At 48.2% G+C, this 19,507-nt stretch carries 22 protein-coding genes; 16 read left to right on the plus strand and 6 right to left on the minus strand.

Going from position 1 to position 19,507, the window contains the following annotated elements:
- Positions 1-12: 12 nt before the first annotated feature.
- Positions 13-159, minus strand: coding sequence for a hypothetical protein (locus ADM98_RS17360; RefSeq protein ID WP_023468299.1), 147 nt, complete (start codon positions 157-159; stop codon positions 13-15).
- 148 nt (positions 160-307) lie between these two features.
- Here ADM98_RS17360 and ADM98_RS09920 point away from each other — a divergent pair, with 148 nt between their 5' ends.
- A complete protein-coding gene (locus ADM98_RS09920) occupies positions 308-904 on the plus strand; it encodes a DUF1129 family protein (RefSeq protein ID WP_053453353.1) in 597 nt (198 codons plus the stop codon).
- Positions 905-925: 21 nt separating this feature from the next.
- Positions 926-2,110, plus strand: coding sequence for a hypothetical protein (locus ADM98_RS09925; RefSeq protein ID WP_053453354.1), 1,185 nt, complete (start codon positions 926-928; stop codon positions 2,108-2,110).
- Positions 2,111-2,155: 45 nt separating this feature from the next.
- Here the strand turns inward: ADM98_RS09925 and ADM98_RS09930 are convergent, their stop codons facing one another.
- Both ADM98_RS09930 and ADM98_RS09935 read right to left on the minus strand, forming a co-directional pair.
- Positions 2,156-2,566, minus strand: a complete 411-nt coding sequence (locus tag ADM98_RS09930; protein WP_053453355.1) for a hypothetical protein — start codon at positions 2,564-2,566, stop codon at positions 2,156-2,158.
- A gap of 85 nt (positions 2,567-2,651) precedes the next feature.
- Entirely contained in the window at positions 2,652-4,115 is a 1,464-nt protein-coding gene (locus ADM98_RS09935) for a potassium/proton antiporter (RefSeq protein WP_053453356.1), read from the minus strand.
- 160 nt (positions 4,116-4,275) lie between these two features.
- Between ADM98_RS09935 and ADM98_RS09940 the strand changes: the two genes are divergently transcribed.
- The 11 genes from ADM98_RS09940 (at position 4,276) to ADM98_RS09990 (ending at position 15,235) form a co-directional block, all read left to right on the plus strand.
- Positions 4,276-5,148: an SDR family NAD(P)-dependent oxidoreductase gene (locus ADM98_RS09940; protein ID WP_053453357.1), complete on the plus strand. Its 873-nt coding sequence runs from the start codon at positions 4,276-4,278 to the stop codon at positions 5,146-5,148.
- A 219-nt stretch (positions 5,149-5,367) separates the two neighbouring features.
- On the plus strand, positions 5,368-5,853 hold the full coding sequence (locus ADM98_RS09945; RefSeq protein ID WP_053453358.1) for a GNAT family N-acetyltransferase: 486 nt from the start codon (positions 5,368-5,370) through the stop codon (positions 5,851-5,853).
- Between the two features lie 73 nt (positions 5,854-5,926).
- On the plus strand, positions 5,927-6,976 hold the full coding sequence (locus ADM98_RS09950) for an oxidoreductase (protein WP_053453359.1): 1,050 nt from the start codon (positions 5,927-5,929) through the stop codon (positions 6,974-6,976).
- Positions 6,977-7,159: 183 nt separating this feature from the next.
- Entirely contained in the window at positions 7,160-8,236 is a 1,077-nt protein-coding gene (locus ADM98_RS09955; RefSeq protein WP_053453360.1) for a C39 family peptidase, read from the plus strand.
- Between the two features lie 152 nt (positions 8,237-8,388).
- A complete protein-coding gene (locus ADM98_RS09960; RefSeq protein WP_053453361.1) occupies positions 8,389-10,089 on the plus strand; it encodes a DUF2339 domain-containing protein in 1,701 nt (566 codons plus the stop codon).
- Positions 10,090-10,221: 132 nt separating this feature from the next.
- Entirely contained in the window at positions 10,222-11,040 is an 819-nt protein-coding gene (gene efeO / locus ADM98_RS09965; protein ID WP_053453362.1) for an iron uptake system protein EfeO, read from the plus strand.
- Positions 11,041-11,042: 2 nt separating this feature from the next.
- Complete coding sequence (efeB, locus tag ADM98_RS09970; protein ID WP_442855414.1) at positions 11,043-12,275, plus strand: iron uptake transporter deferrochelatase/peroxidase subunit; 1,233 nt, start codon at positions 11,043-11,045, stop codon at positions 12,273-12,275.
- Positions 12,259-13,932: an FTR1 family protein gene (locus ADM98_RS09975; RefSeq protein ID WP_053453364.1), complete on the plus strand. Its 1,674-nt coding sequence runs from the start codon at positions 12,259-12,261 to the stop codon at positions 13,930-13,932. Before efeB ends, ADM98_RS09975 begins: the two co-directional genes overlap by 17 nt.
- A gap of 86 nt (positions 13,933-14,018) precedes the next feature.
- Positions 14,019-14,480: a general stress protein gene (locus ADM98_RS09980; protein WP_053453365.1), complete on the plus strand. Its 462-nt coding sequence runs from the start codon at positions 14,019-14,021 to the stop codon at positions 14,478-14,480.
- Between the two features lie 93 nt (positions 14,481-14,573).
- Complete coding sequence (locus ADM98_RS09985; protein WP_053453366.1) at positions 14,574-14,939, plus strand: YciI family protein; 366 nt, start codon at positions 14,574-14,576, stop codon at positions 14,937-14,939.
- On the plus strand, positions 14,939-15,235 hold the full coding sequence (locus ADM98_RS09990) for a putative quinol monooxygenase (RefSeq protein WP_235504874.1): 297 nt from the start codon (positions 14,939-14,941) through the stop codon (positions 15,233-15,235). The genes ADM98_RS09985 and ADM98_RS09990 overlap by 1 nt, the downstream gene beginning before the upstream one ends.
- Before the next feature lie 46 nt (positions 15,236-15,281).
- Here ADM98_RS09990 and ADM98_RS09995 read toward each other — a convergent pair whose 3' ends face one another.
- Both ADM98_RS09995 and ADM98_RS10000 read right to left on the minus strand, forming a co-directional pair.
- The gene (locus ADM98_RS09995) at positions 15,282-15,599 is read right to left on the minus strand and encodes a hypothetical protein (RefSeq protein ID WP_053453368.1); all 318 of its coding nucleotides are present in this window, start codon (positions 15,597-15,599) and stop codon (positions 15,282-15,284) included.
- A gap of 64 nt (positions 15,600-15,663) precedes the next feature.
- Positions 15,664-16,200 (minus strand): flavodoxin family protein, encoded by a 537-nt coding sequence (locus tag ADM98_RS10000; protein ID WP_053453369.1) that lies wholly within the window; start codon positions 16,198-16,200, stop codon positions 15,664-15,666.
- Positions 16,201-16,345: 145 nt separating this feature from the next.
- Between ADM98_RS10000 and ADM98_RS10005 the strand changes: the two genes are divergently transcribed.
- On the plus strand, positions 16,346-17,014 hold the full coding sequence (locus ADM98_RS10005) for a hypothetical protein (protein WP_053453370.1): 669 nt from the start codon (positions 16,346-16,348) through the stop codon (positions 17,012-17,014).
- On the opposite strand, the gene ADM98_RS10010 is transcribed toward ADM98_RS10005, so the two are convergent.
- Positions 17,002-17,853, minus strand: coding sequence for an alpha/beta fold hydrolase (locus ADM98_RS10010; RefSeq protein ID WP_053453371.1), 852 nt, complete (start codon positions 17,851-17,853; stop codon positions 17,002-17,004). The two genes, ADM98_RS10005 and ADM98_RS10010, sit on opposite strands and share 13 nt — an antisense overlap.
- Positions 17,854-17,966: 113 nt before the next feature.
- Between ADM98_RS10010 and ADM98_RS10015 the strand changes: the two genes are divergently transcribed.
- A complete protein-coding gene (locus tag ADM98_RS10015) occupies positions 17,967-18,971 on the plus strand; it encodes a helix-turn-helix transcriptional regulator (RefSeq protein WP_053453372.1) in 1,005 nt (334 codons plus the stop codon).
- Positions 18,972-19,131: 160 nt separating this feature from the next.
- A complete protein-coding gene (locus ADM98_RS10020) occupies positions 19,132-19,458 on the plus strand; it encodes a hypothetical protein (RefSeq protein ID WP_053453373.1) in 327 nt (108 codons plus the stop codon).
- Positions 19,459-19,507 lie beyond the last annotated feature (49 nt).

Consider the following 19,507-nt stretch of genomic DNA (forward strand, 5'->3'; position numbering starts at 1 on the left):
CGCGGGTTGTTGTTATTCTGTTTCAGGCGTTTGTTCCTGTTGCTGATCGAGTTCGACCGGTTCTTGGTCAACGGGTGGCTTCGCTTCAGCCAACGGGAAGGCGATGCCCGCGCTTGTCAGCAAGGTGATCAAGGCGGCGCTCGTCAAAGTTTGACGCATAGTCCGACACGTCCTTTCTGTCTAATTCCGACACTATATTTTAATAATTCTGAACATTCTTCATCGTTTCGTCAAGCAATCTTTTACTTCCACTACGTATTTTTCCCAAAAACCCAGTATACTTAAACATGAAAAAGGGGGAAATCGATTGAAATTAACGAAAGCCAACACTCGTCTATTAGAAACTGTTTTACCACGATTGAATCTGAACGTCGCAGAACCAGACCGAACGGAGATCGAAGACCGCCTGCGGGCAGATATTTACGAAGCCCAGCGCAAACAACGACCGTTTGAAGAAATACACGGTGTATCCGTCGAAGCGCGACTTGATCAAATGATCGCTGAGTTACCGCAACGACACCGGATGGAGACGCAAAAGCGCTGGACGCGAAACTACGTCTCATCGATTTTGATGTTCATCTTCATCGAAGGGATCGATGGATTGTTCCAGTTTGCCTTGATCGATTACTTATTCTTCTCGATCATCGCCTTGTTCTTGATCGACGCGATGTCACAAGTCATCACGGCACCAAAACTCAAGCAAGTCAAGCCGAGGGTATGGATTCAATTCGTCATCAGCTTCATTTTATTCTCAACCTACAAGGCACTGCTCGTAACGGTTTTCCCGGCACCTGACGTCTTGATTCAAGTCAGCGGAACGCCGTCTTATATCATCGGTATCGCGGGACTCGTTGGTCTGTATATCTACTGGTCGAAGAATCCGTTACGAAAACGCGGCGCGTAATTCGCGAGAGGGGATGGTTGCGTGGAGTTCACACATTGGAAACGACGACTACAAGATCATTTCGAACGTATGGGGTTCTCCCTACTGACGGAACGCTTAGCATCGCAGGACATGGTTAAGCTCGAAGCGACACACGGTGCGTTCCTATTTTTTCCGGTGACGATCCATCTCTATGAACGATCCGGTTGGAAGATGATCGCGTTTGAAGCAGAGACGCAGGAGGAGCCGCAACTCGTCGAGCAACAGATTGCCTCTTTGTTCCAACTCTTGATGGTGACGTTTCAAGAAGAAGAGCGCGAGTTCCTACTTGGATTTCATGCCAATACCGGGCGTTACCTGACAGACCGTAATGCACCCGTCGGACGGCTCGTTCGTTTGATTGAAGAATGTTGGTATGACGGTGACGTCCTTCGGGTCGAAACGTTTGATCCGTTTCCAGGACTATTCGTCGCCCCACCTTTTGCGCACCAAAGTTATGCCTTCATGCCGGAAGAACGGACATGGCGCTTATCTGTCGGGCGCACTGGACGACCGGCGAACGACTACCGTTTCGACGGAACGATTCTAGCGCCACACCGGTTACCGGAATCTGAACTGTTCACGATGACACCACTGACGGCGCCTCTTGAAGACGATCAAGCTATCCGTCACTTGCTTGAGAAGGAGCGACAAACGATTGCTGCGTTCCATGAACGGGCGATGAATACGATCCGCGTGTACGATCCGTCTTTCGGTTTTGCTTGGCGCGGGACACAGACGTTTTTCCACGGTGTTCCGGTCAATCCGTTCGCGCAACGGTTGTGGCTCGAGAACGGTGTCACCCGTTACCGAATCTTACAACAAGGTTCGACGCGTTTGCTCGCCTCCGGTGAGACCTGTGACGCTGTCATCGAGATGCTCGACGATGCCATTAGTAGCGGTGAACCGGACGGTCAACCGGTCAGTCCGATTGGTCAACTGATCCTCGGGGTTTGGCAACAGATTGAGTCGGATGAGGCGACGTATATCACGCAGGTCGACTGCCGTGGCATCTCACGCACGCAAGCCGATAATCGAATCCGTCACGCCTTAGCGCGGCAAGAGACGATTAATTGGGTGCACCGAGCACCGAACGAAAACGATGTCTGCCGCTTTGCCGGCTTGAAGCTGACGTTTCCGCATCGTCCGCCTGGCGTCGTCACGATTGAGCGATCGGAAACAGAATAAAATGACCCGTTACGTCCGCTATCAAGCAGACGTAACGGGTCATTTTTAATGTGTGGGTCGCGCCATTCGATTGAACAAGACCGACAAGCTGTAATAGAGCATGGCTGTCAGTCCAGCTATTCCAAATGACATCGGCAGGTCAAATGAGTCTTTCGTTGTAAAAGCAAGTAGGATACTAGCAATCAAGACACCTGCTAGACCATACCCAAGAACCGTCGGCACAAAAGCGAGTGTCGTCGATGACCGATTGATGATCATGCCGATGATAAAATCGAGTAAGAAGCCAGATAGCAGGATGATCGGCAACGCAAACAGGACGTATGCCAAAAATGTTGAACCGAGTGAGTCATACATCGTATTCGGTTCCCTTTTCGCGAGTGGTGTATAAGAGATGTACGTCAGGACGGTACAAACAAGCATGGTCGTCAAGATGACAGCAGATAATCGTTTCAGCATCAAGGTGCCTCCTTTATTTTCCTTTTTGAGTATACCAATCCAAATCAAAAAAACACACCCTCTGCAAGGATGTGTTTAGCGCAACCTATAGGCCAAGCGACAGAATCAATCGTCGAACGTCCTGATCCGCTTGTTTTGGGGTCAAAATTAACAGTTGATCGTCTACTAGGACACGCGTCTGTCCGCGCGGGGTCAAGATTTCGTCTTCGCGAATGATGGCGACGACAAGTACATCTTGCGGCATCTCGATATCTTGCAGTGTCTTCCCGGCAATCACACTTTTGGCTGAAACCTGGACTTCGATGATTTCCGCTTGGGGATGGGTCACGGTCATGAATTTCAGGAATGGTTCGACCGTCGTGTCGGGTAGAGTCTCAAGCCCCATCCGACGAACGATCCACGGTAAGGCTGTTCCTTGCAAAAGAGCAGACGTCATGACCGTAAAGAAGACGATATTGAAAAGAAGCGGTGCTTCTGCGAGACCACTGGAGAGCGGATACGTTGCGAGGATGATCGGTACAGCTCCCCGTAGACCGGCTGCCGTGATGACACTCTGTTCTTTGAACGTATAACGGAACGGTAGTAGAGATAACACAACGGCTAGTGGACGAGCGAGCAAAATCAGCGTCAGAACGATGACAGCCGAGACGAACAATGTCCGTGGATCAAGCAATTGTTTTGGGAAGACGAGCAACCCAAGCATGATGAACATGCCAATCTCCGCTAAATGCGACAAACTGCCACTAAATCGCTTGAGCGTCTCACGGTAAATCATATCGTGGTTATTAATCCAGATTCCGGTCAGATAGACAGCGAGAAATCCGCTGGCGTGTAAGATCGTCGCGAGCCCATACGAGAAGAGGGCACCGCTAAACAAGAGTGTCGGATAAAGGGCAGACGACGGCAACTGGATTCGATTTAATAACTGCGTAACAGCATATCCAATCGCTAGACCAACAACTGTTCCGAGACCCATCTCGTAGATGAAGGAAAGAATACCAGCACCGATAGAAAACGATTCCGGCGCTAACGCAAATGACGTAAACAGAATCGTCAGGAAGACGGCCATCGGATCATTTGTTCCAGACTCCGCTTCGAGCGTATGTTTGACTTTCGCATCGACCGGTCGTCCGCTGAGCAGGGAAAAGACAGCGGCCGCATCGGTTGAGCCGACGAGCGCTCCGATCAGTAGGGAGACAGGCCAAGAGAAATCGAGGAGAACATGTGCGACGACAGCAATGATGCCGGTCGTCGCGAGGACGCCAACGGTCGCGAGCGACAAAGCAGCAGGAAGGATTTTGCGAAAGTGTGTCCACTTCGTATGCAAACCACCGTCAAACAGAATCAGGACGAGTGCCATCGTCCCAAAGAGACGGGCTTGCTCGAAATCACCGAAGTTGATGATGCCCGTGACGTCAGAACCAGCGACGATCCCGACGACGACGAACAGGATCAATGTCGGCACGTTCAATCGGACGGCAAACTTCGTTGTAATGATCGCAATCAGTAATAAGGTTCCTGCGACAAATAAAATCGTACCTTCTTCCATCCGACCACCTCTTTCCTGATGACATGCTCTCCTTTAAGTATACGTTACTTTTTGAAAATTTCGAAAAATAACATCAAAACGAGGTGTATAAACGAATAGAAAAAGGAAAACTAGAAACAGAACTATTGTATTCAATACGAAACATCAAGGAGGAAAAGGGATGAACATCTGTATCGTCACAGGTGCCAACTCCGGTATGGGGATGGTCACGATTCAAGAGTTATTAGAGCGAGGAGATCGGGTCATCGCTACTGTCCGCTCACAGAAAAAAGCGACGGCGCTCGTCCAACTATTGCGGGAACACGGTGTATCGCATACGCACCTAGAAGTCGAAATCGTGCAACTGGATCAACTTGATTCTGTCCGTCAATTCGCGGACCGACTATTCGAGATGGTCGGTCGGATCGACCGGTTAATTCTGAACGCCGGCGTCATGGTGCCTCCGTATCACGTCACGAAGGATGGATTCGAATCACAATTTCAAGTCAATTATTTGAGTCACTTCTATTTAATCGAACGCCTATTGCCGTTACTGGAAAAAGGGAACGATCCCCGCGTCATCTCGATTTCGTCGCTTGCTGGTGAAGGGGGCTTGATTCGGACCGATGTCGAGCTTGAAGCAATCGCTCACGTCAAAAAAGAACATTACAGTCCGATGCGATCGTACCGGGAATCAAAACTCTTGCAGATGATTCATATGCGTGAACTTGCTGAAAAACATGGTGATCGAATCACATTCGTCAGCGTGCACCCGGGGATCGTCAATACGGACCTGTTCTACCGCGGCAAGTACGGCAAGGTGATGAAGACGTTACTCAAACCAGTCGCACAAGTCGGATACTGGACCGGAAAACTTTATACACCGGAATACGGTGCAAAGACGGCACTGTATCTGGCAACAACTGATGAACCGCTTGATAACGGCGGCTATTATGCCGACTCCGCACCCCGTCTTAGCAATCCGATCGTTGAGGATGACGAGTACCGGGCACAAGCTCGAAATCTATCACGACGTTGGGTCGAACTCGCCTAAATAAAAAAACGACCGGCTCGTGGGAAGCCGGTCGTTATCCGTTGTGACGACTGGGGGTCAGATCACTCCTCAAGGATACGTTACATTGAAATAAAATTGTAGAATATGAAAAAAATCACAAAATAATGTGCAAACGTGAAATCTTGAAGCAAAAAGGTTTTCTTCTCGCGTCACATTCGTTAGGATAGAGAAGAATTTTTTTGTAACAGGAGGAATAACATGATACGACAAGCTACATCAAAAGACGTTCGAAACATCGCAACCCTACTTGAGCAAAAAGCGCTCTCACTCAAAGCCAGTGGCAGTAGCCAGTGGTCTGCTTATCTTGAACAAGACATCAAGCAACTCGTCGCGCGAGATTTAGAAGCAGGTCGCCTATATGTCTTTGAGGATCAGAACGAGCTGCTTGGTTCCGTTGCCCTGCTTCCTTCGCTCGAATGGGATCAATCCTTGTGGGATGATGTAGAAGGTCTGTATATTCATCGAATCGTTGTCAGTGACCGCGCAAAAGGACGTGGGGTCGGACGGAAACTACTGGAGCACGCGATTACTGTAACAGAGGACGAAGGCGAAATCCTTCGACTCGACTGCCTCGCGACGAACGAGTTTCTCAATGCCTATTACGCGTCCTTCGGATTCGTTCACCAAGGAACACGTGACGGCTTCTCGATTTACGAGTATGAACGCATCGAAGCGACTGCTTGAAGCGGTTCAATCAAGACAACGATCGCTTCGTTTGGTATGGTAATAGAAAAAGAACGGTTCAAGGAGTGATCGGATGCGACTGAATATCGGCTTCATCGGCTTTGGCAAAAGCACGACCCGTTACCATCTACCGTACGTGATGATTGAGGATAACTATCACGTCACCTGGATTTACAATCGGAAGGAAAAACCGGAGCTGTTCGCATCCTACCAGGATCGACTGCCGGACGCCCGTTTTACGACGGACCTCTCCGAGATGCTTGCTGACCCAAAACTTGACGTTGTCGTCATCAATACACCACCGGCGACTCATTTTGAGTATGCGTTACGCGCGTTGCAACATCAAAAACATGTCCTCGTCGAAAAACCGTTTACCGTGACGGAAGAAGAGACGCAACGTTTATTTGCGGAAGCAGCTACGCAAGGCGTTAAAATTCTCGCGTATCAAAATCGGCGTTACGATAGCGACTTCCAAGTCGTAGCCCAAATCATCCGTTCTGGAAAACTCGGTCGTCTCGTTGAAGTCGTCTCGCATTTTGACTTATTCCGACCGGAAGCAGCATCAGCGGACGCTCGTCATGAGAATGGAGCGCTCTACGGGCTTGGCGTCCATACGCTCGACCAAATCATCGCCCTATTCGGAAAACCGGATAAGGTCGCTTTTGACGTGCGCAGTGTTCGACTGCCGAATAATCCAGACGATGCGTTTGCAATCGATCTCTATTACCAGGATCTGAAGGTGAGCGTCCGGACGAGTCACGTCGCACTCGCTCCGGCACCCCGCTGGATGCTGCACGGGACGAACGGGACATTCATCAAACAACACGTCGACCGACAAGAACTTGATCTAAAAGCGAACTACTTCCCAGGGGAAGAAGGATTCGGTGAGGATTCCGAAGACGATTATGGTCGTCTAATCTATCACGACGAACATGGTCACTTACAAGATGTCCGGATTCCAAGTCCCGTCGGTGATTATGGCAAGCTGTATCGCGCGTTTTATCGTAGTATCGTCGAAGATGCTCCACTTCCGGTCAAGGAAGAGGATACGTTGTTCGTTTCCCATCTGCTTGAACAAGCTTTTGCGCAACCGTCACCATATATCTTAACGGTTAAAAATTAAATTTTATTTTGATTTCAGAAAGATGACAACTCGACTGTGCCTGTAGGCATAGTCGAGTTTTTTTGATATAACCATTACGTGCATTCCTAATTTTTCAGATTTTTCTAAAGAAATGTTGATTATTTTTTCAAAAAGTTGGGAAAAGAGGAGTGTCTCACCATACTACTTTACAGGGGGTCTATCATGAAACGTTTTATTTCTACATTCTTGGTTGCACTTATCATCGTTGGCGTACTCAGTCCTTCGTTGATTGCTGAAGCGGCGACAAAATTGACGGTAACGACGGATGTCCTACGCGTCCGTGAAAAACCATCGACGTCGAGTAAAATACTCGGAAAGATTTACAAAGGCAACGTCTACACATCAAAAGGAACATCTGGCAGCTGGTATAAAATCAGCTACAAATCCCGCACTGGCTACATACACAAAGATTATGTCAAATCGTCTTCGTCGAAATACACGTCAACGGGTACGAAGTATACGACAGTCGGAACGCTTAACGTCCGGACGGGAGCAGGAACGAAGTATAAGGTAGTAGGGCAATTGAATAAAGGTGTTGCTGTCGCGACATATGGGACGTCAGGTAGCTGGACACGGATTCTTTATAAGGGAAGCTATCGTTATATCTCGACGCAATACGTGTCGAAGTCAAAACCATCAACATCAACGAAGAAGTTGAATGTCCCGTATTATAACCAATATTCACTTGGTTATCCGTCGGGTTGTGAGTTCGTCTCGTTGAAGATGGCACTCGAATACAAGAAAAAGGCGGTTTCTGCTGCGTCGCTTTACAATCAGATGCCAAAGAGCATGAAAAATGCGACATATAAGAACGGAAAATACTACTGGGCAGATCCTGAAAAAATGTTCACAGGAAATCCAGCTGGCACACTCGATTATTATAAGAACTGGGGCATCTATCCGAAAGGAATCTTACCACTCGCAAAAAAATACCGCAGTGGTGCTGTTGATATCTCAAAACAAGGTGTTTCAAAGATTGAAAGTGAAATTCGTAGCGGGAATCCGGTCATCGTTTGGGCAACCGTTGACTTCAAGAATCCATACGGCTACTTCTCTTGGACTAAACCTGATGGTAAGAAATTCACGGGCTATCGCAACTATCACGTCATGCTCGTAACAGGTGTTTCAAGCGGCGCGTTTTACGTCTCGGATCCATACCGTGGCAAGTACAGCGTTAGCCGTTCACAGTTCACGTCCGTTTTCAATCAAACAGGACAATATGCACTATCTGTTCGCTAATCAGTTCATCCGGTCGCTTTTTTGCGACCGGATTTTTTTAATTGTTTTTCAAGTCAAGGCTGTCTTTGGTCGAAAATCTACCGTAAAATGAAGGGATTCACCTGCTAGGTGTGTAAAAGAATGTCAATGTATCCATGAAAGGAAGTGAAGAGATGGAAGATCCACGGATCACGCGTCTCGAACAGGAGGTCGCAGCGTTACGACAACGGGTTGCGAAGCTTGAAGATCAGCATGTCGCTCCCGTCGCACCTGAACCAATCGAACCAGCGTCAAGTATCGAACGCCCGAAACCACGTCCTGCTTATACGAAACGAAAACCAGTCGTCCCTCAGCCGACAATAAAAGAAAAACGATCGCGCGAAGAATGGGAACAGGTCATTGCGACCGTCTGGTTACCACGCATTGGAGCGATATTCGCAGCGCTCGGTGCCTTGTTTCTCTTCTCTTATGCATCCGTTGCCGGTTTGATCAGCCCACCAGTCCGAATCGGGAGTGGGGTATTGATCGGTCTACTCGTCATCGCTCTTGGAGAATATCAGTATGAGAAAAAACGGCGCGAGCTCGGCGTCGGACTCGTCGCGACTGGAACGATTGTCTCCTTAGCAGCATTATTTGCTGGAATGGCCTTATATCAATTTTATCCACCATCTTTAGCTTTTTTACTTGAGCTCGTCGTCGTCTTCATTGCGTACGGATTAATGCTCTGGATGCGGTCGCAAGCCTTGTTAGTCCTTGTGTCCATCACTGGCTTCTTATTACCGTATCTACAACTATCGGACGACCCGAATTTACCGCTCTTCTTACTATACGAAGTCGTCCTTTTCGCAGCGATCTTCTTCGCCGTTGATCGACTGAAAGCAAAGAAGGCGTTCGTGTTTGCTTGGGTCATCTTTACGATTGCACTCGCGTTTGGTCTACTGTCGTTGACGCTCTCTTGGTACGACTATGATGCACCGCGCCTTGATGAATGGTCGGTATTGCTCGCGACACTCTTTGGTTACGGTGCGACTTCATTTGTCGGAAGACGCATCCAGTTTCAACCGAACGTTCCAAGCTGGCTGGCTGGAGGTGTCGTCATCCTGGCGTTACTGATTCTCGATTGGTCGTTCGGAGCACTTGCAGCGATTCTGTTCGCTGGCATTGCCTACTTCCTTGCTGAACGGTTGAAGGATCCCGCCCAAAACGGAGTCGGGCACATTGCTTTACTAGCTGCTGTCCTGTTGATTCCAGCCGATGAACTTAGCTGGACGTATCAATTGCGTTATCTTCTAATTGCCGGCTTGATTGCTGCATTTTGGTTTGTTCCGCGTGCACGAATGCCGCATCAACGATTGTTCAACGTCGGCTTGTACGTCATCTTCATTTTCTCGGCTGTCGCCGACTATGAAACCTATCAACGACTCGGTCTTTCGTATGCGTTGACGGTGCTCGCGATGATTCTTGCTTCGACGGCATTCGTCTTACTTCTCGTTCGGACGCATCATGACCCTGTCTGGAAGGGGGCGTGGCAACTCGTACTCGTCTTAGCTGCGATTGGCGTCTTTACGACCTATACGTTGATCATCATGGAACTACCGTTCTATCGTGGTCTTGAGGAAACGGCGCGCAGTACGACATTGTCCGCTGCCTATATCGTCCTGGCACTCGTACTCGTTGCCATCGGACGCATGCGGACATCGTCGACGTGGCGGCTGTCCGGGTTATTGTTACTGACGGTCAGTGCCGTCAAACTCTTGCTGTTCGATTTGTCGTTCCTAAGTTTGTTCCAAAAAGCGTTCGTCTTCATTGGCTTCGGAATCGTTACGTTCATCATTTCACGGACGTACTTCAAAAAACGAAAAGAAAAAGTCTGATGAAAAGCTTGGATTGGTCAAAATGACCGATTCAAGCTTTTTTATTGCTCAAAAGTTTTTATTGATAACGATTATCATTGTCGTTTATACTGATGAAGGAACTGACTTAATTAGTAACAGGGGGAACTATACATGAAACAAGCATTACTGATGACAGGGGCACTCACGATTGTTTTAGCGGGTTGTAGCGAAGCAAAACAAGCGGAGACACCGGCACCGAAAAAACCGAATTTCGATCAGGTCGTCACCGATTACCGAACGTATGCGATTAATGAAATCGATACATTTGTCCGTGAAACAGAAAAATTCACCGATGCTGTTCAAGCTGGCAAGTTAGAAGAGGCAAAAGCGTTGTACGCGCCAACGCGGATGTACTACGAACGTGCAGAACCGATTGCAGAAGTGTTCGGAGACCTCGATCCAAAAATCGACGCCCGAGCAGGCGACGTCAAAGCTTCTGAATGGGGTGGCTATCACCGGATTGAGCAAGGATTATTCGAAAAGGGAACGACAAAAGGATATGAAGCGTACGCGAAACAATTGATGAAAGACGTCCATTTACTACGAGCAAAGGTCGAGACGGTCGACGTGACACCAGAATTACTCGTTACCGGGGCGACGGATTTACTCAACGAAGTCTCGACATCCAAAGTGACGGGTGAAGAAGACCGTTATTCGCATACGGACTTATATGACTTCGCAGCAAACGTCGAGGGTGCTGAAAAAATTTACGAGCTACTGAATCCAGCACTTCAGAAACAAGATGCAGCATTATCAAAAGAAATCGCGGCTCGCTTTAAGGATGTCCACGCCTTACTCGACGCCAAGAAAAAGGGTGATGGTTATGTCTTATACACAAGTCTCTCGAAACAAGACGTTAAGCAGATGAGTGTCGCAATCAACGAACTCGCTGAACCGCTCTCGAAGATGGGCATCGTATTGGAGGGATAAGCATGAAACCACTACAAGAAGGCGTCACGCGGCGTGATGTCCTAAAAGTCGCCGGATTGACAAGTCTCGGTGCTGCTCTGTACGCCAGTGGTCTTGAGAAATTTCTTCCTCGAACGTTGACCGTAGAAGCGAGTGATCAAGAGCCGTTTTACGGGACGTACCAAGCAGGAATTCTAACGCCACCACAAAATCATGTCCAAGTCGTGGCGTTTGATATCAAGACGGAGCGACGCGATGAACTCGTTGATTTACTAAAACGCTGGACGCGGTTATGTGCCCGACTTGCGGCCGGGTTACCTTACGGAGATTCTGACTCCCGTTATGTCCCACCGGAAGACACAGGAGAGGCGGACGGATTATCTGCCGGTCACTTGACGTTTACGTTCGGTTGCGGCCCGAGTCTATTTGACGGTCGTTTCGGAATCGGACATAAGCGACCGGACGCCCTCCAACCGTTGCCAACGTTTGATCTTGACCGCTTAGACGAAAAATGGAGCGGAGGCGATCTTGTCGTCCAAGTGTGTGGGGACGATGCTCAAGTCGTCTTCCATGCAATTCGTAATCTCGTTCGTGTTGGTCGCGGAACAGTCGCGATGCGCTGGTCCCAAGCTGGCTTCCAGCGTAGTAAAGCAGCAGATGCGTCTGGCGGCACACCGCGCAATCTGTTTGGCTTTAAGGACGGGACCGGTAATCCCGACGTCTCAAAGAAACAGGTCCGTAAAGACGCTCTCTTTTGCCAGTGGCAGGACGGGACACCGTGGCTGACTAACGGATCATTTCTCGTTGTTCGACGAATTCAGATGCATCTTGAAGTCTGGGACCGGACGATTTTGAAAGAACAGGAACGGACCTTCGGACGCGAACGCGCTTCCGGGGCACCACTTGGTTCAAAGGATGAGTTCGCTTCTGTTACACCAGCGAAACGGCAGGCGCGTGGCGAAGCTGCCTTACCGACGGATTCCCATACAGCCGTTGCGCACGGTGACGGGAAGACAGCGATTTTACGCCGTTCCTACTCGTATCAGGACGGAATCGATGAAAAAACGGGCGCCCTCGACGCGGGGCTACTCTTTTTGTCATATCAGCGGTCGCCGAAACAATTCATCGAGATTCAACGCCGGCTTGCCGCGCAAGATCGACTGAATGAATACATTACGCACCGGGGGAGCGCTATCTTTGCTTGCTTTGGTGGAATCTCGAAAGGAGGCTACATTGGTGATGCGTTATTTGCGTAATCTTATCCTTTTACTTGTACTCCTTGTAGCCGGTCAACACGCGGTGCCTGTCCATGCCGCTTCGACGGACGATCTTTATGTCGCGATCGGACAAGCGCTGTCTGCTGTCGCAAGTGAAGATCGCACAGCACTCAATCAAGCAATCAATGAACTGGATCAAGCTGCTCACGACTTACCTGAACAGCAAACGGCAATCACAAAAGCCGTAAAACAGGTCGATGCCAATCGGTCGGCAGCGTTTCCCGAGGTCCGCGAGCAACTGACAACACTTTCTGCCGCTGTCCGAAAACAGGAAGAAGCAACGAAACCGAAGACGGATCCGGTTGCGAAGGCAAAGGTTAAACAGTTACTCTCATTAACTCAAGAGATGCGTCAGGTCAAAGCAAGTGAACGCCAGGCAGCAGAACAACAATTGTTAACCGCTTGGTCGTCGCATGAAAGTCTTGTTCGCAATGAGAGTGTCGGCCACTATGGCAACATCGAGATGGCGCTTGCCTCAATCCGGATTGCAGCGGCGCGAAAGCCCGCGGATACGAAAGAGTGGGCGGCGGCACTTGATCAATTTGATATTGCGGTTCAGTCATTCCTCGACGGAGATCAAGTCAAAGCGAAGAAAACAGGACTCCAGTCTTTGCTGACACCGCTCGAACAAGCGCAAACCGCACTTGCAGCAAACGACTTACCTAAAGCAAAACAGGCACTGGAATCGTTTCTGAAGACATGGCCACGCGCAGAAGGGGAAGTCCGAACTCGCAATGAAGGGCTCTATTCCCAGCTGGAGTCGGACGTTCCGCTATTACTCGCTCGTTTGACGCCTGAAACACGGAAAGCGACCGCACAAGAACTCCAGTCGTTCGAAAATGCTATTGCACAATTACAAACTAAGACCCGCTACACGTTTGTCGATGCGATGCTTGTCATGTTGCGCGAAGGTCTCGAAGCGTTACTAATTGTCAGCGCGCTCGTTGCCTTCGCACGGAAAAGTCAGTCGAAACAAGAAGGGAAGGTCTGGGCAGGTGCTGGTCTTGGTCTGTTAGCGAGTGGTCTGTTAGCGCTTATCTTACAGACAGTCTTCCAAGCTTCGTTCGCGGCAACGGGTCGGGAACAAATCGAAGGCTATACGGGCATCGTCGCGGTCGTTGTCATGTTGTTCGTCGGCTACTGGTTGCACTCAAAGAGCGCTGTCGCCAAACGAAAACACTTTTTATCGACGCTTTCAACGACATCCTTGTTCTTCGTCAGTTTTTTGACGATTTTCCGAGAAGGAGCAGAGACATTGTTATTCTATATCGGAATGGCACCAGCGATGACGAAGACCGCCTTACTGTCAGGAATCGGGCTCGCAATCGTCATCATCGGTCTTGTCTCATATGCCGTCATCCAAATCGGTGTCCGCTTACCGATTCATCGTTTGTTCCAAGTCGCGTCATGGTTGATTTATCTGATGGCGTTTAAGATTCTTGGGACAAGTCTACACGCGTTGCAACTGACGAACGTCTTGCCAATTCATCCGATTAATGGACTTGGAACGGTTGGTTGGCTCGGTTTTTATCCGACGCTAGAGACGCTCGTACCACAAGTCGCCCTCATCGTGCTGGTTGCTTTGTTTACAACGTGGCAAAAGCGGCGTGCGTCATCAATCCAGAAAGCAGCTTGATTCATTTTTCAATTTTAGGTTTCATCTATTATGTTTCGGGTATAACTTCCTATCAGCAGCTTACTGCATGAAGGAGAGGGATTTTTATGCTTGAAACACGCATCGTGCGAAACATGACCGCTGTCGACGCAGAAGTGACGAGCCTCAAATCAAGTGGCTATTCGAATAAACAGATTTACATCTTTGCAAAAGACGAAGAACTCGCGGAACGCATCGCGAATGATACACAGACGTTACCGTACCGCGTAACGAAAAAGTCGTTCTTCGATACCTTGTTGTCAGCCGTCCGGAGCAACCGAAAAGACCGGATCGCGCAATTATCCGAACTCGGCATGACGAAAGATGTCGCTGAAGGGCTAGAAGACGAAGTCCGTCACGGTCGGATCGTCATCGTTGGATCGAAATCCGACTTACTGAACCCAGCGTTTGCAGCGTCTTATGTGACAGATGAAGCAACAGATTATGGAGCTGGTGTACCTAAGCTTGAGGATGAAGAAACGACGACGACGTTACCCGCGGATCAAAATGTAAAGTTAAAAGATGAATAATACTTAAGCCTTCTGTTTCTCCGTTTAGAGACAGGAGGTTTTTGTTTAGCCTTCTCTTGGAAGGGAATGGGAAAGCTGAGAGGAGGAAGAATGATGCATTTCTTATATATCGGCTATTACAATGCGGAACAAATGGACGCTTTATCGAAAGATGAAATCAATACGTTGATGGCTCGATGTGACTCACTTATGGAGACGTTCAATGAACAAGTCAATATCATTTCAGACTGGCACCCGGGTCTAGCGACACAAGCATTTTATTGGAAGGATGGAGTCGTACAGAAAAAAGTAGAACCGGATCGTACGCATGGAGAACAAATCGGTAGTCTGATTGTCTTTGAAGCACGGGATTTTGATCAGGCGATGGAACTCGCTTCTCTTCACCCGACAACTCAAGTCGCAGAAGGGGAAATTTACGGCTGGCATGCTGAAATCCGTCCGTTATCGGAGGAATCCTGATGTATGGATTATTAACGACGTTTACGACCCAACCTGAGCAACGCGATCAAGTTACCCGTTTACTACTTGAAGCAGCAACTTCTTTAGAAACACATCCAGACTGTCACCAGTACATCATTAGTATTTCAGAAGAACCTGATGTTTTGTATGTCCGCGAAATTTGGACGGATGCCAGTGCGCATCTTGCATCCTTAGAGTTACCTCTGACACGTCAATTGATTGCGCAAGCACGACCATTGCTCCAACACGTCGAACGTGTTCTTGAGGATCGTCCCATTGGAGGAAAAGGCTTATAATGGTAAACAAAAACCCCTTCTTTTACGTAAGAAGGGGTTGAATCGTTTAATGCGTTGTCCATTCGATATCAACGACGTCCGACGCTCGAATCATCCGGCACATACCGGTCGACGTGACGAGTTCAATCGTTCCACGATCGTGGAAGATCGCTTGAATCGATCCGGATACCGGATCGAGTTGTTTTAATCGGACTTGGACCGTTTGTCCTGTCCTGACGGCACGTTCCATAATGTGTTGTAAAGAAAGCCGATCACGAATAAGCGTCTCTTCGCGTGATTGATACAAATGTTCGAGATGAAGGATGTGCTGGCGTGAAGTCAGTTGTTTCCACTTGCGATTCGATCGTTTTTTAGATGCGAACATGGCTGACCACCTCCTGAATTGAGTCGTGCACTCTTTTTCAGTTATTTCCCTTCACGAATAATGCTTAAACACGTGCCCCTGACATTTTTTCGCGGAACGCTGCAATGGCTGCGAGGGCTTGCTCATCTTGTTCGACTTCGCCTGGTGCATTTCCTTCAGCAAGAATCGCTGTCTCAAGCGTCGCGCCGAGGAATGACGCAATGTGCTCAAACTGTGTGACGAGTGCTTGTCCTTTGACGCGCGGATCATCTCCACCGACTGCGATCAAGTGGAATCGTTTCCCCTGCATCCGACGTTTGAAGTCGAGTTCTTCGTCGCGGAGTGACTCACTGAATCGGTCGATGAATAATTTCATCTTCGTCGACATCGAGTACCAATAGATTGGCGTGATGAACAGGATATCCTCGTGAAGAAGCATCTCTTCGACGATTCGACGATAGTCATCCCCAATCGGTAAAAAGCCACCATGGTGACGGCGATCCTCAATCGGCTGGATGGAAACGTTCGCTAAATCAACCGAAGTGTGTGCGATACCTTTCAGCGCTTCTTCTCCTAGCCATTCACTGTTTCCTTTGCGTGAGCTCCCAAAAATCGTATACATAACGTGCATCTCCTTTTGATTTCGATTTTCTTATTCTATGCCAATCTTCACTGTCAATACACCGATATGCTCACAATTGGTTTTGAATAAGGGTTTTGCGGAAAAAGACAAGAAGACGAAAAACAAATAGGGGAGGAACAGTCGAATGGAGAGAACTACGCTCATTGCGCTAGAAAAACACTTATATGCTATCCACCTCGAGATGGATGGACTGGCGCGTTTAATCACGAAACAATTGATTCACTTAAGCCAAGTGGCTGCATCCGTCGAACATTTTCGACGGATGAGCTTTGATATTTATAAACATCGGACGTCACTCGAGCAAATTCCGTCACAAGTCTTATATGAGACGGCACTGGATTACGAAGACTGGCTCGATGAAGAGTTTGATGAGATTCCTTCTAGCTGGCAGCTCGCGACAAAAGAAGAAGAGGCACTCGAGCAACTGTGGTGGTTCGAGTTCTCCCGTATTCAAGCCGAACTCGAAGAATGGCTCAGTCTTTATCTGATTCGCCGGATTCGAGAAGATGTCCGCTATATGCCGCCAGTGATTGAAAAGAATGCTTATGCCTTATCAGAGGATGCCAGACACGTCTTTTGGCGTCTTTTACAACGCTCCGTTGCAAAGCCTTCATCGAAAATCAAGGCAAACCAACTGTCATGCCGAATGGGAATCGCCGAAATTGCTCGCTGTGCCCGACTCAATCAAGATCGAACACGCCGTGCGATTGGTGAACTGACGAGTCGCGGTCTGATCGCAATCGAAGAAGATGACGAAAAGCTGAAAATGCGGCTCCGTCTTCAAGTCATCTGATTTAATCGGATGAATCGTTCAATCATCCGCTCGTCACGACGCGCAGATGGACCGATCCAAATCAGATGCCCTGGACTCTTCGATTCAATGAACTGGGCATGTCGAATTGCACGTCGTGCATGTTCGGCGTGCTCAAATGGAACAGCACGGTCTGACTTCGAATGAACGATCAAAACGGGACAAGCGACAGATTCGAGTCGTTCGCGTTCCAAGTCTTGTGTGATATCGAACAAGACACCTCGTCCAGGACCGTTCTGGAGACCCACTTCATACAGCAACGACGTATCCGTCTCACTGATGTGAGTACGGATCGTTTCGCGTGGTAACAGACTCGTCATCTCCACCATTCGAACAGCCGCTTCTTCAGGAAATTTACGGATCTTATCTTTCACGTATGTCCAGAGCCCCCACTGAATGAACTGTAAGGGACGCTGTAAGACCGGTTGAATGAGAAGACGATGGTAGGGAAGAGAGATCCGGTGTGTCATCGCACAAGCTAAGACGAGTGCCTGGACAGCTGTATCCTGTCCCGCAAGAGCAATAGCCGTCGGTCCACCTGCTGAGATCCCGTAAACGGTGTAACGCTTAATCTGACGGGACGCAAGCCATCCTGCATAAAATGCGGCGAGTGTCTCTGGACTGTCTGCTAGTTGAAGCGGTGTTCGTCCGTATCCCGGTCGTGACGGAACGATGACACGATACCCTGCTGCAATCAAATTTTCAACATGGTAGACTTCCCGATAATCGGATTGTGTTCCATGAATCAACAGGATAACAGGACCGCTCCCGCTATCCCGGTAATCAAAGCGCTGACCATTCCATTCTGCGATATTATGCATCCAAATTCTCCTATCTCTTAATATTTACCATATTATTGTTAATCTCATATTCATTTTCATGTATACTGTAAAGTATAACCAAACCATTGTGACTTAGGAAATGAGGATGCGTAGTGTCAAATGAAAAATTAACGAACCGTGATCGCTTACTTGCTGTACGAGAAATCTTCGAACGTCAATCAGACGAAGAAAATACTTTGACGCTTGAGGAATTGAGCATAGAACTCTCGAAACGAGGGCTGATCGAGAAGCTATCCCGAAAATCGCTGAAAGATGACATTGCGGCACTTGCTAAATCTGGCTTCGACGTCGTGGCGGAAGAGACGAAAAATGGACTTGCCATTCCGTATCATCTCGTCAGTCGTCCATTTGAGCATCATCAACTCCGATTGCTCGTTGATGCGATCGCCAGTGCAAAATTCATATCGGAAAGTGAGACGACGGCGCTCGTCAAAACGATTCAATCTCTGACAAGTGATAAAATGGCAAAGTCGCTTCAGCCGGTCTTACATACCGTTAAAAAACCAAAGGGAATGACGTCACGTTCAATCGATACGATTCAAAAGGCAATAAGTGAGAATCTCGTCATCAGTTTTCAGTACCAAGGAAAATTCAATGAACGGACACGAAAGTTCGAGTTACGAAAGGATGGGGAGCATTACCTCGTCTCTCCGGCACATCTTTTAATGGATAACGGAAATTACTATTTGATTGGACGCGACGAACGAATCAAACAGATTCGGACATATCGCATTGATCGAATTGTTGACTGTAAACCATTCGAACCGATGGAAGAACCAGTTGATGTCGAACCAAGCTATTTAAGCAACATGTTCAATATGTATGGGGGAGAGAATGAGCAACTGACACTCAAATTCCAAGAAAGTCTAATGCCGACTGTCGTCGATCGTTTTGGAACAGACATTCGTTGTCGTCGTCTTGACGACGTCTGGTTCGAAGTTAAAGTCGATGCACTCTTTTCAGATGGTTTCATGATGTGGCTAATCCAGTTTGGTAATCAAGCAGAAATTATCGCACCAGTCGAGCGACGGGAGACATTCAAACAAAAAGTGGCAGGTCTTGCATCAATGTACCAAGTTAAGACACCTGTTATCTAAAAATATCGAGCAAAGTTCACTTGACCGTGGATTTTGCTCTTTTGTGTTGACGTAAAGAGAACTTTTTGTCGTTTTTTGTCGGATATTCATATTTGAATATTTTAAGCTAAAAGTTCCAGTTACTATTAAGAGTATCTGATACTTATGTAGGAGGAACGACATGCAACAGATGGAAAAAAGTCAGCAAAACGGGTGGCGAAAGCTAGGTGCTTTCCTCTTCTTCGTTTGTTTATCCTATACGTCTTGGTACTTATTCTCACTTTTTGTCTTTCATCTCGTGTTCCCTGAAGATGTCGTGACATCACTAGACATCGTCGTGTTCGGATTTAGTCCGGTCATTGCTCTTGTTGTCACCGTCGCCTCGTTACGTCTGATTGAACGACGCATGAAGCCTAAATTCACACCGCTTTTATTCATTGGATATACCCTTTCGACAAGTGTATTGATTTATTACTCAGTTGCCAACGCGCTTTTGCCCCGACTGTGACTTGCAACTCCTAAGCAATTGGCATATGCTACGCTTATAGCTTGCTAGG

Source organism: Exiguobacterium sp. BMC-KP (assembly GCF_001275385.1).
Lineage (GTDB): Bacteria > Bacillota > Bacilli > Exiguobacteriales > Exiguobacteriaceae > Exiguobacterium_A.